We start from the raw sequence: 14,789 nt of genomic DNA on the forward strand, positions 1-14,789 counted from the left end.
CTATTGGTATAAAAAATAATCTATAAATAAAGCTATAATAATCAAAGATCTGACAGCTTAAGTTTTCAATAAAAAAGTCGTTTATTATTAAACGGCTTTTTTATTGCTAGGATGAAGATTAGCCTATAAGTTTAGCTAAGAGTTCTTCTTTACCTAAATTGCTTGCTTCAAGATCGCGACGACCTTTGTACTCAAAAGTTTCTGCATCAAGACCTTTCTCACCAATAACAATACGATGAGGAATACCCATTAATTCAAGATCAGAGAATTTCACACCAGGGCGTTCATTACGATCATCAAGCAATACATCATAGCCTTGAGCTTGTAATTCAGCATAAAGCGCTTCAGCTGCTTCAAGGGTACGAGGTGATTTATGCGCATTCATTGGCACAATCGCAATGTCGAATGGAGCAATCGCTTGAGGCCAAATAATTCCTTTGTCATCAAAGTTTTGTTCAATTGCCGCTGCAACCACACGTGTTACACCTATTCCATAACATCCCATTGTAACAGTGAATGGTTTGCCATCTTCACCGAGTACTTTACACCCTAAAGCTTCTGAGTATTTTGTACCGAGTTGGAAGATATGACCGACTTCAATACCACGTTTGATTTGAAGTGTACCTTTACCATCTGGAGAAGGGTCGCCTTCAACAACATTACGTAAATCATAAACTTCGGTGAATTTTGCATCACGCTCCCAGTTCACACCTGTCGCATGTTTATCGACTTCATTTGCACCCGCAACAAAGTCAGATAATACGGATGCAGCACGATCCACAATCACGGTTAAGCCTTTTTCAACTAAACCTTGTGGACCGCAGAAACCTGCTGTTAAACCATGTTGTTCTAATTGTACTTCAGTTGCAAATGCCAAAGGTGCAGCAATTAAAGGGTGCTTTTCAGCTTTAATATCATTCAATTCGTGGTCGCCACGTAAAAATAGAGCAACAACGGGTGTATTGCCATTTTCATCTGTTTGACCTTGTACAAGTAAAGCTTTTACAGATTGTTTTGCATCACTGTTTAAAAATTGGCAAACATCGGCAATTGTTTTCTGATTAGGTGTATCGACTAAGGTCATTGTTTGAGCTGGCGCAGCACGCTCACCGACTAACAATGCTTCTGCCATTTCAACGTTAGCGGCGTAATCAGATTCAGTAGAAAATGCGATATCATCTTCGCCACTTGCAGCAAGTACATGGAATTCATGTGATGCAGAGCCACCGATTGAACCTGTGTCTGCCTGTACTGGACGAAAATCTAGCCCAAGGCGTGTAAAAATACGGCTGTAGGTGTCATACATGACATCATAGGTTTCTTGTAGCGATGTTTGAGTTGCATGGAAAGAATAAGCATCTTTCATGATAAATTCACGAGATCGCATCACACCGAAACGTGGACGAATTTCATCACGGAATTTAGTTTGGATTTGATAGAAATTTACTGGTAATTGCTTATAACTTTTCAGCTCATTACGTGCCAAATCTGTAATGACCTCTTCATGAGTAGGACCAAGCACGAATGGATTATCATGACGATCTTTGAAACGAAGTAATTCTGGACCGTATTGTTCAAAACGACCAGATTCTTCCCAAAGCGCAGCAGGTTGAGTGACAGGCATAAATACTTCTAATGCGCCTGAACGGTTCATTTCTTCGCGAACAATCGCATCTACTTTCTTTAAAACACGTGTTCCCATGGGCAACCAAGAGTATAAACCAGAAGCTAATTTACGAATCATCCCCGCACGTAACATGAGCTGGTGCGAAATGACTTCAGCATCATTTGGGGTTTCTCTTAACGTTGCAAATAAAAAGCGGCTTGCGCGCATGGAAACTGTCCTAAAGTTAAGTGTTATTTAGAAATACTCAAACGAGCAAAATTATCTACTCGGTTTTAAGCAATTGGCATTATGACATGAATCATTGAATTTCGTGTAATCTAAAGCAAGCTCAATGAATTAAAACTATGAAAAGTTAGAATTAATATTTTTGAGAGACCATGCAAGAAAAATTCTAAGTCTATTGTGTTTCTTGTTCAATATTTTTTAAACGGTTAATAATATCAGCATAATCTGTTTCAGTTTTATGATATGCATTACGTAAACTTTCTACTGTTGTTTTTACATTTTCAATATTCTTGGCATTATTGTCTAAATTATTTTTGAGTTGAGCGGGGGGCGTTTCTCCCTTACGATGATATTCCATCTCTTGTCGCTTAAATCCAATTTTGTCTTGTTGAAGCTGTTGTAATTGTTGTTGTTGATAATTAAGTTGCTTTTTCAAACTAGCCAAAATTTGATCTCTTTTTGTTGCCGCTATTTTTGTATTTCCATAAGCACGCTTTAATCTCATATCTTGTTCGCGTTGACGTGCAATAGATTCGCGACGAGAAGATTGTTGTACATCTACTGTTGCGTTATAAGCACGGTTGCGTTTGATCACTTGCATATTACGATCAAGTGCTTCATAACCATAACGAATATGTTCGGGCGTAACTGATGTACTCACATTAGCAACACCATTTTTATCATAATAACGATACCATACAGCTCTGGGTTGCTCTGTGGCTGCAAAACTTGAACTGCAAAAAATCAATAAAAAAAACGCGCAAATGTAATTACGAGCAATCGTTGTAAAGTGGCTAATGCCGAAACTGCACTTTAACGAACCAGTCATTACATTCCCCGGAAAAAGTTAACTAAATCACTTATTTTTAAATAATAATCAGTTGTATATTAGTAGCTATTTAGATAATTAAAAATAGTGAGTATACAAAAAATTTAGGAATTTGACGAAAAGTGTGAGCAATTTGTTATTGTTGTTGAAAAATGATAGGTTGGTTCAAAAAACTTCATTGATAATGCAAGTAAAGATATGTTAAAAATATCAACTGATGTGTATAAAACAAATTAAACCAACCATAATTTGTATTGAGTGAATGGGGCAGGACAATTAAATGGAAGATAAATTTCAAAATTTGAAAGTAATGGTGATTGATGATTCAAAAACGATTCGTCGTACAGCTGAAACGCTTTTACAACGAGAAGGTTGTGAGGTGATCACCGCTGTTGATGGTTTTGAAGCATTATCAAAAATTGCAGAAGCAAATCCTGATATCGTGTTCGTCGATATCATGATGCCTCGTTTAGATGGTTATCAAACCTGTGCACTGATTAAAAATTCTTTAAATTACCAAAATATCCCAGTGATTATGTTGTCAAGCAAAGACGGTTTGTTTGATCAGGCTAAAGGGCGTGTTGTGGGTTCTGATGAATATTTAACTAAGCCATTTAGTAAAGATGAGCTGTTAAATGCGATTCGTAATCACGTTAGCGCATAAAATTTAAATTGAGGAAAAAATGGCTCGTATACTTATTGTAGATGATTCACCTACTGAAACATTTCGCTTTAGAGAAATTTTGACTAAACACGGTTATGAAGTTTTAGAAGCAACCAATGGCGCTGACGGTGTCACAATGGCGCAAGCAGAACTACCAGATCTCGTATTAATGGATGTGGTAATGCCAGGAATGAATGGTTTCCAAGCGACACGCCAAATTAGCAAAGGTAAAGACACGCAGCATATTCCTGTTGTGATCGTAAGTACCAAAGATCAGGCAACAGATCGTGTTTGGGGTAAGCGTCAAGGTGCTTGTGATTATTTGACCAAGCCGATTGATGAGCAACAGCTCATTAATGTGATTAAACAATTATTAAGTTAATTCGTACGAGCCTTTTCATTACTCAATACGGGATAGGGTATGGCAGCAAATGGATTTATCGAATTGCTTCGCTTATCCAAGCGAGGCAACAAACAATATGCTTCAACTCAAAATGAAGTCAGCCGTTGGTCTGGTATCGCATTTGAGATGTTAGGGCAATATTTCGTTGCACCATTAGGGGAGATTTCGGAGGTGATTTATCCTCCAAAATATACCCCTGTTCCTAATACTCAGGCATGGGTACGTGGTTTGGCAAATATTCGTGGTCGATTGCTTTCAGTTTCTGATTTAACACATTTTATTTCAGGACAACGGAGTCAGTTTTCACCAACACAAAAAGTAATATGCATTAGCCATCAAGACCATTATGTGGGTTTGGTTGTCGACCAAGTTCTTGGGATTCAGCACTTTAATAAAAAGAGTTTCTTTTCACAAAGTGCTGATCTAGATGATAAATTGAAAGATTATTGTCAGGGATACTTCCATCAACATAATCAGCAATGGCATGTGTTTTTACTGAGTCGGTTGTTGCAAAATCCTCAATATATGAATGCATCAATAAAATTTATAAACTAATTTGATACGCTACGGAAAATAAACGCGTATTCAGGGGAGAAGCTGACATGGGCTTTAAACTTAAAAAGAAAAATGGTAGTAGTGGTGATAGTACCGGTCTTAAGAGTGGTGGTGCATTTTTAGAGAATGCTCGAACGCAAATTGATCAGTTTTCTCGCTTATTTGGTGAAACTGAAAAGTCGAAACCAATTCTATACCGTGCGATTGGTGCTTTAGTTCTTGCAGTTATCCTCTTAATTTATTTATTCGTGAGTGTTCCTCGTCATAACCAGTTAACCCGTAGTTTGGGTGAGTTACGCTTGTTATCTCAGATGATTTCTCGTCAGGCAACTGAGGCGACGGCATCTGGTACACCTGAAGCAATGAAAGGTTTAGTTGAATCTAAAAAGCGTTTTGCTGAGAATTTAGAGACGGTTGAAAGTGTATATGGTACTGGTTCAGAAGAGTATAAAAAAGCAAACGCACTTTGGACGAGTGTTTCTAAGAATATTGAGTTAATTGCTTCACAACAAAAAGTCATCAATCAATTATACGATACAAATATCTCGATCAGTGAAACGATTCCTGAAATTCAGGCTGAATATAACTTGATGGTTGATCAGATGGTTCGTGAAAATATGCCAAGTAGTCAGGTAATTATCACGAAAAACCAAGTGTTTATTGCTGAACGTATTTTACGTTCGATTAACTCTGTTTTAGTCGGTACCGATAATTCAAACGTTTCAGCTAATGACTTTGGAGCGGATATCGATACCTTTGGTGTTTATTTAAATGCACAATTAAATGGTAGTACAGAACTTGGTGTAGATCGTATTGTATCTCCTGATTTACGTGAGTCTTTAGATAGTATTAAATCTGATTATGATGCAGTATTGAAATCAGCTGCAGCAACAGTATTACAAAACGCAAACCAAATTGTTCGCGTACGCCAAGCATCTTCGCAAATCTTTTCTCAATCTGATGCCTTATTAACGTCATTAAACGATTTATCTAACAAAGCAGAGGGTGGTTGGGGTAACGTTATTGCAGGTGTTGTATTAATTGGTGCGTTAGGTCTATTGATTTTCTCTGCACTACAATTACTTACTCTACGTAGTAATACAGATAAAGAGCGTGTAACTCGTCTACAAGATGAATATGACCGTAACCAAAATGCAATTTTACGTTTACTAGATGAAATTGCCGACTTAGCAGATGGTGATTTACGTTCATATGCAACAGTATCAGAAGATTTTACTGGTGCGATTGCCGACTCGATTAACTTCGCAATCGATCAATTACGTGACCTTGTATCTCGAATCACTGAAACATCTCAAGAAGTTGCTCGTTATACTCAAGATACTCAAGATATTACCAACCAATTAGCAGAAGCTTCTGAACATCAGGCGCAAGAAATTGCAGGTGCATCAGCAGCGATGAACGAAATGGCATTGTCGATTGACCAAGTATCTTCGAATGCATCCGAGTCTGCTGAAGTAGCACAACGATCTGTACAAATTGCATCGAATGGGGCAGAAGTTGTAAACCGCTCGATCGAAGGTATGGATCACATTCGTGAACAAATTCAAGAAACTTCAAAGCGTATTAAGCGTTTGGGTGAATCATCTCAAGAGATTGGTAACATCGTATCCCTAATTAACGATATTGCCGACCAAACTAACATCTTGGCATTAAACGCAGCGATTCAGGCATCTATGGCTGGTGAAGCAGGTCGTGGTTTCGCAGTCGTAGCCGACGAGGTACAGCGTCTTGCAGAACGTTCTGCATCAGCAACGAAACAGATTGAAAGCTTAGTAAAAACCATTCAAACAGATACGAACGAAGCTGTTATTTCAATGGAACAAACGACGTCAGAAGTTGTTCGTGGTGCGAACTTGGCAAAAGATGCGGGTATTGCACTTGATGAGATTCAAACGGTATCTGGTGATTTGGCTAAATTAATTGCGAGCATTTCTGATGCAGCAAAACTTCAGTCTGCATCAGCAAGTCACATTGCAACAACGATGAATGTTGTACAAGAAATTACGTCACAAACGACTACAGCAACGTTTGATACAGCTCGTTCGGTTTCTGAATTGGCAAATATGGCTGAATCATTACGTGAATCTGTAACTGACTTTAAGCTACCTGAATAAGCAGCAAAGGGGAGGCAGAGCATATCTGTCCTTTCCCTTTTTTGAAGAGATGTAGAATATCTCTACAAGATGATGACTAACATGGAGCTACATCTTGTGTGATAGATACACGTAATTTTTAGCCACAATTAGTGGATAAAAACGAAAGAAGCCGCTATGAAAGAAATATTAAAAACGTTAGTTGAAACGATGACGCTTCCTGAAGATAGTTATCTTGAGCAAGATGCAGAAATTCTTGAAATTTTTATTGAAGAATTAGATGAAATCTTTGTTGAATTAGAGCCATTAATCGGTCAATGGATTGAACAGCCAAATCAACAAGATGTGCTCACAGATATTCGCCGACATTTCCATACCTTAAAAGGTTCTGGAAGGATGGTTGGCGCCAAATCTTCAGGTGAATTGGCGTGGACGGTTGAAGATACTTTAAATCGAGTACTTGCAGGTACAGTGTTGTTGAATTCAGATATTCAACATTATGTAAAAGCGGTTTTTAATATCTACCGCTTTAAACTTGTACATGATTTTAAATTGGTTCAAAAACATCAGATAGATTTAAAACCTTTGGTTTTATTAGGTCAGCAACTACAGCAGCAACTTAGTATAGAACCAGCGCTAGCTGAGTTATTACAATTATCGAATATGCTGAATGATAACGCTGAAACTGGTCTCGAATTGATATCCGTAAATGTGGATACTGTCGTAGAAGAGAAGACTGTTGATGTCGCAGATTCAGAATCTGTATTTATAGGTCATCCACTAGATGATGAAGCGTTAATCAAAGAAACATTATCGATTTTCTTGGAAGAAGCAGAAGATCATTTGACTACGATCGATCAATTTTTACTAAATGATCGTCCGACAAATGATAATTATAATACGCTAATTCGAGCGCTTCATACTCTACGTGGCAGTTCTGCTATGGCGCATGTTGAGCATGTGTTTGAAGCAAGTTCGAAAGTTGAGAATTTATTCAAAACATTATTGCAAGAAGAGCTTGATTCAAGTTCTGATGAAACGGCACTTTTGACACACTATGCACAGTTTGTTCGTGACTATTTGCACACGTTGAAACACCAAGGTTCGCAACAGAAATTTGAAGAAATTTATAATACTTTTAATGTTGCATGGGATAGCTACGATTTCCAATTAGAAGAAAAACAAGGCGAATCTTTACGTCCACAGGGTTTAGTTTCACAATTACTAGAATTGAATATCAATGACCTTCTTGACGTTGAGTTTGATTTTGAGAAACGTGCGCGTACTGAATTTCCTCAATATATCCAACTGTTAAGTCAGCAAACTGAAACTTTATTAGAACATACTCATCATCATGCGACGATTGGTATGTATCAATATACAAGTTTGTTACGTTCTAGTTATCAAGATCTGTTATTTAAGCCAGATTTACTGAATCTTGATTATGCTTTTGAACTGTATTATCAAGTACATCAACAGTTCATTCAATTGTTTGATACCTTGGCTGCAGGGCAGCGTGTGACTTTGACAAAGGTACATGAACTTGTATTAAATGAATTGAGTTCATTTACGCAGCAAAATATTGAGTTCTTGGAAGCTCCTGTAACTGAGCAAAAAGCAGGTTTAGTTGAAGCACCGATTGCTGAATTTGAGCCGTCTAGTAATAAAGTTGATGTGAGTGTTTTAGCTGCACAATTCGCTTTAGATAAACAAAGCTTGCAATCAAGTGATTCAAATCGTGACTTTGATCCAGACTTGTTAGATATCTTCCTTGAAGAAGCTGATGAATTATTGGTTGGTATTGATGCTGATCTAAATACATGGACAGCTGATCAACAAAATGTAGGTGCATTGAAAAACTTGATGAGATATTTGCACACCTTAAAAGGTGGTTCAAATATGATTCAAGCAGGTCATATTGGTTTAATTGCACATGAATTGGAAACAATTTATGAGAAATTAATCAATCAGCAGTTACAACCGAACCCACAATTAATCGCAGTCATTCGTGCAGTACAAGATGATATTGCAGATCGAATTCAAACTGTTCGTGATAAACAAGTCGATTATCCAGCTACACACGTACTTCAGTTGCTTCAGCAAGCAAATCAATCTATTGATTTTACTTCGTCATCACCTGTTACTTTTGAGCCTGTAGCCGAAAATCATGTTGCCGCTGTGATCGAAACGGATGATCTCACGGACTTATCAATTGATGAATTCTCATTGGTCGAAGCTCAAGAAGTTCTAGAAGATACTTCAAATGCTGAAATTGTTCATGAAGTTGCCCTTGATGATGATGTTCGTTCTCTTGTTGAGCAAACATTCTTAGAAGAAGCAGAAGAACTACTTGAACAAGCCAAAGGTCTATTAAGACAATGGTTTGATCAACGTGGTAATCGTAGTTTGCTCTTACAGTTACAACGTAATGCCCACAGTTTAAAAGGTGGTGCACGTATGGCTGAGTTAGATGCAATTGCGATTGTTGCTTATCATCTCGAGAATGCATTTGAACAGTTTGGTGTACATCATTTCAATTCAAATGTTTACGATAATCTTCTCAATACAGCACTGGCTTGGTTGAGTGATGCGATTTCCAAACGTCAGTATGCAAACTTTGACGGCTTAAAACAAAGTTTAGAGAATATGGAGTTTGTTGATGTTTCAGCACAACTTCCACAAAAGCTCTCAGCTAAAGATATTTTCACTCCAGAATATACAATGGAGTTTGTTCAAGGTGATGGTACAGAACCTCCATCAATGTTAGGTGAGTGGGAAACGACCGAACGTATTGAACAAAATAATGAGATGATTCGTGTCTCCGCTGACGTCATTGAGAAAATGATTGACTTGTCAGGTGAGAATGCGATTAACCGTTCGCGTATCGAAATGGACCTTGGTCAATTGGGCGGTACATTAACGGAGATGGAGCTTGCGATCAAACGTTTGGCAGATCAGTTACGCCGAATGGAAGGTGAGTTAGAAAGTCAAATTATCGCACGTCATGGTGGTGAGAACTCTCGCTATGCAGATTTTGACCCATTAGAGATGGACCAATATTCATCTTTAAATCAGTTGTCAAAATCTCTTGCGGAATCCGCGTCGGACTTGGTTGACTTTAAGACCACACTTTCTGAGAAGATCCGTGATACGGAAGGTTTGTTATTACAACAATCTCGTATTCAAGCAGAAATTCAAGAAAGTTTGATGCGTACCCGATTGGTACCTTTCTCTCGATTATTACCACGTTTACAACGTATTGTTCGTCAAACAGCATCGACTTTAAACCGACCAACAGAATTAATTGTTAACAATACTGAGGGTGAATTAGACCGTAGTATTTTGGAAAAATTGGTTGCGCCATTTGAACATATGTTGCGTAACGCAATTGACCACGGTATTGAAGACAGAGAGCAACGTTTACAAGCGAAGAAACCAGAAACTGGACATATCGCTTTAGATATTGGTCGTCAGGGTACTGATATTGTTGTGACATTTAGTGACGATGGTAAAGGTATCGATGTGAATCGCATTAAAGATAAAGCGATTCAAACAGGTTTAATGACTAAAGAGCAGAAACTTGACCATGAAGAAATTCTGCAATTTATCTTCCATCCAGGTTTTAGTACGGCTGCACAAGTTACACAAATTTCTGGGCGTGGTGTTGGTCTAGATGTTGTTCAGAGCGATATTAAAGCGCTTGGCGGTCATGTGAGCGTTAACTCTGTTTTAGGTAAAGGAACAACATTTACCATTCGAGTACCGACCACAGTAGCTGTAAGTGATGCCTTGATGGTAAAAGCAGGCGATCAACAGTTTGCCTTCCCACTTGCACAAATTGACCGTATTGTTCGTATTTCACCTGCGGCATTAGAACAATACTTTGAAAGTAAAGACGATTATTTCAAGATCGATCAAGAAAGTTATCGTTTACGTTATTTATCTGAATTTGTTGCTGGGCAGCCGATTCCTCGTTTAAATGGCGTTGTTCATTCATTGCCTGTATTGTTGGTTAAAGGTGCGCAGGGGCAAACAACAGCATTACTTGTTGATCAGTTAATTGGTTCTCGTGGACAAATTGTTGTAAAACCTATTGGACAACAGTTCTCAAGTATCGGGGTGATTGCTGGTGCGACGATTATGGGTGATGGTCAGGTATGTTTGATCTTAGATGGTCAAAATATTGCTCGACAAGCACAGTCTACAGCACGTAGTAAACAGGCTGATGAAACTTATACCAAGCAGCGCTATGATGAACGTCGCTTGATTATGATCGTCGATGACTCGGTAACTGTACGTAAGGTAACTTCGCGCCTATTAGAGCGTCAAGGTTATGATGTTGTAACTGCGAAAGATGGTGTGGATGCGATTGAGCAGCTTGAAACCATTAAGCCAGACTTGATGTTACTTGATATTGAAATGCCGCGTATGGATGGTTTCGAAGTGACAAACCTTGTTCGACATCATGAATTACATCGCGATTTACCAATTATCATGATTACATCACGTACGGGTGAAAAGCATCGTGAACGTGCTCTATCACTTGGTGTAAATCAATATATGGGTAAACCATTCCAAGAAGAAACACTCTTGGAAAATATTGAAAGTTTACTAACAGTGCGCTCATGAGGTAAAAATTAATGGTAAAAAAAAGCGCAAACTCAGGTTTGGGGCAAATTGACCAACAAGAGTTACAACATTTAATTACGGTATCAACAGGGTTTATTGACGCTTATATTATTAAATGTCATGAAAAAGTTCCAATGCTGCTACCGCAGAATATCGTGTTATCAGCGATGGATACACAAACCAATATTGATCATGTTGAATGGCATGATCTCAAACTTCCTATTTATGCTGTAAATGATCCAGCAAATAAAAATGGGGTAGCGTTGGTGGTTGAAGGTGATGACGTTTCAGAACGATTTGCTTTGGTTTGTAATGAAATGCCTGAATCCATTCGTTTACGTATTTCTGAAATTGTAGATGAAGAAAAAGACATTGATGACAATAACGTATTTAAATATGTCAAGATTGGGGAAAAACAGTTTTATGTCCCTCATCTACAAAATATTCAAACCCAACTAGGGTTATAAATAAAAAAGGAACTCAAAAGAGTTCCTTTTTTATTGCCTCAACTTGTATGTTAAGCAAGTAATTCAACTAAAATTTGCTCATAAATCTCAGCAAGTGGCTCTAAATCATCGACATTTACATGTTCATTGATTTGGTGAATTGTTGCATTTAATACGCCTAATTCTAGAACTTGAGCGCCCGTAGGTGCAATAAAGCGGCCATCTGAAGTTCCTCCACTTGTCGATAGAACAGTTTCAACACCAGTCACATTTTTGATCGCTGTTTTTGCAGCATTCACTAATTCACCAACAGGGGTGAGGAAAGGTAAACCTGATAGTGTCCACTGAATATCATAAGTTAAATTATATTTATCCAAAGTCTCAAGTACGCGTTGTTTGAGAATTTCAGCTGTCACTTCAGTTGAGTAGCGAAAGTTAAAAGTAACTTTTAGTGTGCCTGGGATTACGTTGGTTGCACCTGTTCCAGCTTGTATATTTGAAATTTGGAAAGAGGTCGCAGGGAAATATTCATTGCCATTATCCCAAACAGTATCGCACAGTTCAGTTAAAGCCTTCGATGCTGAATGAATAGGATTTTCTGCTAAATGAGGGTAGGCCACATGTCCTTGTTTGCCATGAACAGTCAAAATCGCATTCAAAGAGCCACGACGACCATTTTTGACGATATCGCCTAATTGATGTGTGCTCGATGGTTCGCCTACCAAGCACCAGTTCATTTTTTCGTTACGTGCTTCTAAAGTTTCAATGACCTTCACTGTCCCGTTGATTGAAGGACCTTCTTCATCAGATGTAATCAAAAATGCAATAGAACCTTTATGGTTCGGATGCTTCGCCACAAAACGTTCAGATGCAACCACCATTGCAGCCAGTGCTGTTTTCATATCTGCTGAACCACGACCATATAATTTACCGTCACGAATACTTGGTAAAAATGGATCTGAATTCCAAGCATCTAAATGGCCTGTAGGAACGACATCTGTATGACCTGCAAAACAAAAAACAGGTGCTGTAGTGCCTCTGCGTGCCCATAAGTTATCAACATCTTCAAAACGCATGTTTTCGATATTAAAGCCAATTTTTGCTAAACGCTCGGCCATAATATTTTGACAATCATGGTCAACAGGGGTGATAGAAGGTTGGCGTAGGAGCTGTAAACTAAGTTCAAGAGTATCGGAATGGTTCATGCGAGATGTGGTTAAATCTGGTGAAATCTGAACCGATATAATAGGGGAATATGATAGAGAAAGGTATGCAAAAATAAACCTTATCTATATTTAGATAAGGTTTTGCGAAGGGTGTTCACTAAAATTACATTTTATCCTGAGTTTTTTCAGCAGTTTGAGTAACTTTGTCACCCGCTTTAGATACATCCTGCCCAAAACCCTTAAATGTATTACAACCAGTTAAAACAAAAGCAGTCATGATTGAAGCAACTAAGATTTTTTTCATCATCTTCTCCGTTTAAATGTAATTATGATGTTCTTAGAGGCTAAGAAAAAAAGCAGAAAATAAACATAATGGTTTGATAGTAGAAGTGTTATAAAATGTTACTTTATAAAAAATAATCTGATGAAGAAGATCTAATGAATAATAAAGACGGTTGGCGAAACATATAAAATGAGGGGCTAGGTGTTTCATGATAATAAAGACCATTTGTCCACCATGTTGCATTTTTTGAGGATGGTTGCTGATTAGGACATAACCATTCATGACGTTGTAATCGATAGTAATCTGTTGTGGGAATATTAGTTCCCCATAATCCCAAACGTCGGGATGAGTTGACCCAGTTGGGGAGTGCAAACTGATTCAAATCAGTCGGTAAATATAATTGCCCTTTCATAATCGCAAATCTTCGTTGAATCTGATGATGATTTGCATCCGCAAACTGAAATTGACGTTGAGTGAAATGCTTCAATTTTCTTTGTAATGTGTCTTCTCGATTTAGCCCATACCATTGCGCTAAGTCTAAGTTACTTTCACCTAGGTAATACTTTAGCGCAACTTCCCAGTGTTCAATTTCTTGCGTGTCTTTATTTAAAATGACGAAATCTAGTTCACCTAGCGTAACCGATCCTACAATTTTTTGAATGCTATGGCCTAAAAGTTGATAGTGATGATACTTATCATCTAATAACCAAAACCAAAGTAAGTTCTCGAATCGTAGCCCAAGGCGAGTACTTTTGAGTTGAGCAAGAAAATCAATGAGGGCTTGTGGATGTTGATCAAGTTGCTTTAAGCGTTCTTCATAGCGTTCATAATGAGTTTGCCAGATTTGATCAGAATGGAGCTCAAAAGTATGCTTTATCACTAAATCTGGCGGGATTCGAGCTAAAATATTTGGACTCGCGATGCAAAAAGCCAAGTGACGTACTATAGGATTCTTAAACTGCAACCAAGGTTCAAAAAAAAGGGTCGTACTCATTAGGCTCGACATGCTGTTACTCAATCATGGAAATAATAAGTTAAGTTTAAGAAAGAGCAATAAAAACAATTTATACTAGCATGGTTGTAAACATGTGTTGGTTAATTACTCAATGAAAACATTGTTCTGGCGTAGTTTAGTTGTGATTTTTATTATTTTAGGAATCATTGGAGCAATTTTACCAGGCATGCCAACCACTGTGTTTTTAATCCTTGCAGCATGGGCTGCATCGAAAGGATGGCTTGAAATGGATGCTTGGCTCTTAAATCATCCTAAATACGGACCGACCTTACGCAATTGGCGTGAAAATGGGACAGTACCGCGTAAAGCAAAATGGATAGCCAGTATTATGATGCTAATGAGTGGTATTTTAATGCTGTTTACCAACGCACCATTCCTTGTCAAAATTTTTACAGATCTCACTATGTTTATTGTTGCTGTGTGGTTGTGGTTAAGACCCGAGCCTGAGCGAGGATAAACAAAGCAACGCTTTGTCCGAGCGCAAGACGAGCAGCTATGCTGCGAGTGGCGAGTTAAGAAAAGCAACGCTTTGTCCGAGCGCAAGACGAGCGGCTATGCCGCGAGTGACGAGGATAAACAAACTTAAAGCTTTTCCTTAATGGCAAGACCTCGCACCAAATATGACCCATATGCCGTGAGTTACGTTGTTAAGAAAAGCAATCCTTAGCGCTGAGAATTGATTAAAACACTACTTTTGCTGATCTAAAACAGCATGTTTGATCTTACTATGCTGTTTTGTTTTTTATATTTAATAGGACTTACGCACTATTATTTATAGATTCTCTGTGGTAGCAGATGATTTTTATCGAGAATAAAGTCATCAATGAAGTTTT

At 38.1% G+C, this 14,789-nt stretch carries 12 protein-coding genes; 7 read left to right on the forward strand and 5 right to left on the reverse strand.

The features are described 5' to 3' along the window. Positions 1 to 118: 118 nt before the first annotated feature. Both M5121_RS08125 and M5121_RS08130 read right to left on the reverse strand, forming a co-directional pair. Complete coding sequence (locus M5121_RS08125) at positions 119 to 1,834, reverse strand: proline--tRNA ligase (protein WP_249570878.1); 1,716 nt, start codon at positions 1,832 to 1,834, stop codon at positions 119 to 121. 190 nt (positions 1,835 to 2,024) lie between these two features. Continuing rightward, on the reverse strand, positions 2,025 to 2,681 hold the full coding sequence (locus tag M5121_RS08130; RefSeq protein ID WP_249570879.1) for a hypothetical protein: 657 nt from the start codon (positions 2,679 to 2,681) through the stop codon (positions 2,025 to 2,027). Between the two features lie 280 nt (positions 2,682 to 2,961). Between M5121_RS08130 and pilG the strand changes: the two genes are divergently transcribed. The 6 genes from pilG to M5121_RS08160 all read left to right on the forward strand — a co-directional run bounded on the left by pilG (position 2,962) and on the right by M5121_RS08160 (position 11,513). Further along, the gene (gene pilG, locus M5121_RS08135; protein WP_004652356.1) at positions 2,962 to 3,345 is read left to right on the forward strand and encodes a twitching motility response regulator PilG; all 384 of its coding nucleotides are present in this window, start codon (positions 2,962 to 2,964) and stop codon (positions 3,343 to 3,345) included. A gap of 19 nt (positions 3,346 to 3,364) precedes the next feature. After that, the gene (locus tag M5121_RS08140; RefSeq protein ID WP_249570880.1) at positions 3,365 to 3,727 is read left to right on the forward strand and encodes a response regulator; all 363 of its coding nucleotides are present in this window, start codon (positions 3,365 to 3,367) and stop codon (positions 3,725 to 3,727) included. A 39-nt stretch (positions 3,728 to 3,766) separates the two neighbouring features. Then, the gene (locus tag M5121_RS08145) at positions 3,767 to 4,303 is read left to right on the forward strand and encodes a chemotaxis protein CheW (protein ID WP_005162018.1); all 537 of its coding nucleotides are present in this window, start codon (positions 3,767 to 3,769) and stop codon (positions 4,301 to 4,303) included. 47 nt (positions 4,304 to 4,350) lie between these two features. Then, positions 4,351 to 6,438, forward strand: coding sequence for a methyl-accepting chemotaxis protein (locus M5121_RS08150; RefSeq protein ID WP_241307107.1), 2,088 nt, complete (start codon positions 4,351 to 4,353; stop codon positions 6,436 to 6,438). A 156-nt stretch (positions 6,439 to 6,594) separates the two neighbouring features. After that, the gene (locus M5121_RS08155) at positions 6,595 to 11,046 is read left to right on the forward strand and encodes a hybrid sensor histidine kinase/response regulator (protein ID WP_249570881.1); all 4,452 of its coding nucleotides are present in this window, start codon (positions 6,595 to 6,597) and stop codon (positions 11,044 to 11,046) included. 11 nt (positions 11,047 to 11,057) lie between these two features. Next, complete coding sequence (locus tag M5121_RS08160) at positions 11,058 to 11,513, forward strand: hypothetical protein (protein ID WP_004664651.1); 456 nt, start codon at positions 11,058 to 11,060, stop codon at positions 11,511 to 11,513. Positions 11,514 to 11,563: 50 nt separating this feature from the next. On the opposite strand, the gene dapE is transcribed toward M5121_RS08160, so the two are convergent. From dapE to M5121_RS08175, 3 genes are all read right to left on the reverse strand, one after another. Further along, entirely contained in the window at positions 11,564 to 12,697 is a 1,134-nt protein-coding gene (gene dapE, locus M5121_RS08165; RefSeq protein ID WP_249570882.1) for a succinyl-diaminopimelate desuccinylase, read from the reverse strand. Positions 12,698 to 12,821: 124 nt separating this feature from the next. Beyond that, positions 12,822 to 12,965: an entericidin A/B family lipoprotein gene (locus tag M5121_RS08170; RefSeq protein WP_017196706.1), complete on the reverse strand. Its 144-nt coding sequence runs from the start codon at positions 12,963 to 12,965 to the stop codon at positions 12,822 to 12,824. Positions 12,966 to 13,065: 100 nt separating this feature from the next. Beyond that, positions 13,066 to 13,947, reverse strand: a complete 882-nt coding sequence (locus M5121_RS08175; RefSeq protein WP_249570883.1) for a DUF1853 family protein — start codon at positions 13,945 to 13,947, stop codon at positions 13,066 to 13,068. Positions 13,948 to 14,047: 100 nt separating this feature from the next. On the opposite strand from M5121_RS08175, the gene M5121_RS08180 reads away from it, so the two are divergent. Further along, positions 14,048 to 14,413: a YbaN family protein gene (locus M5121_RS08180; protein ID WP_249570884.1), complete on the forward strand. Its 366-nt coding sequence runs from the start codon at positions 14,048 to 14,050 to the stop codon at positions 14,411 to 14,413. Positions 14,414 to 14,789 lie beyond the last annotated feature (376 nt).

It is taken from the genome of Acinetobacter sp. ANC5681 (assembly GCF_023488045.1).
Classification (GTDB): Bacteria; Pseudomonadota; Gammaproteobacteria; order Pseudomonadales; family Moraxellaceae; genus Acinetobacter.

Excerpts from the sequence above, each read along its gene's own strand:
- M5121_RS08175 (WP_249570883.1), bottom strand. The coding sequence starts at position 13,947 with ATGTCGAGCCTAATGAGTACGACCCTTTTTTTTGAACCTTGGTTGCAG.
- pilG (WP_004652356.1), top strand. The coding sequence starts at position 2,962 with ATGGAAGATAAATTTCAAAATTTGAAAGTAATGGTGATTGATGATTCA.
- M5121_RS08155 (WP_249570881.1), top strand. The coding sequence starts at position 6,595 with ATGAAAGAAATATTAAAAACGTTAGTTGAAACGATGACGCTTCCTGAA.
- M5121_RS08160 (WP_004664651.1), top strand. The coding sequence starts at position 11,058 with ATGGTAAAAAAAAGCGCAAACTCAGGTTTGGGGCAAATTGACCAACAA.
- M5121_RS08170 (WP_017196706.1), bottom strand. The coding sequence starts at position 12,965 with ATGATGAAAAAAATCTTAGTTGCTTCAATCATGACTGCTTTTGTTTTA.
- M5121_RS08140 (WP_249570880.1), top strand. The coding sequence starts at position 3,365 with ATGGCTCGTATACTTATTGTAGATGATTCACCTACTGAAACATTTCGC.
- M5121_RS08180 (WP_249570884.1), top strand. The coding sequence starts at position 14,048 with ATGAAAACATTGTTCTGGCGTAGTTTAGTTGTGATTTTTATTATTTTA.
- M5121_RS08130 (WP_249570879.1), bottom strand. The coding sequence starts at position 2,681 with ATGACTGGTTCGTTAAAGTGCAGTTTCGGCATTAGCCACTTTACAACG.
- M5121_RS08145 (WP_005162018.1), top strand. The coding sequence starts at position 3,767 with ATGGCAGCAAATGGATTTATCGAATTGCTTCGCTTATCCAAGCGAGGC.
- dapE (WP_249570882.1), bottom strand. The coding sequence starts at position 12,697 with ATGAACCATTCCGATACTCTTGAACTTAGTTTACAGCTCCTACGCCAA.
- M5121_RS08125 (WP_249570878.1), bottom strand. The coding sequence starts at position 1,834 with ATGCGCGCAAGCCGCTTTTTATTTGCAACGTTAAGAGAAACCCCAAAT.
- M5121_RS08150 (WP_241307107.1), top strand. The coding sequence starts at position 4,351 with ATGGGCTTTAAACTTAAAAAGAAAAATGGTAGTAGTGGTGATAGTACC.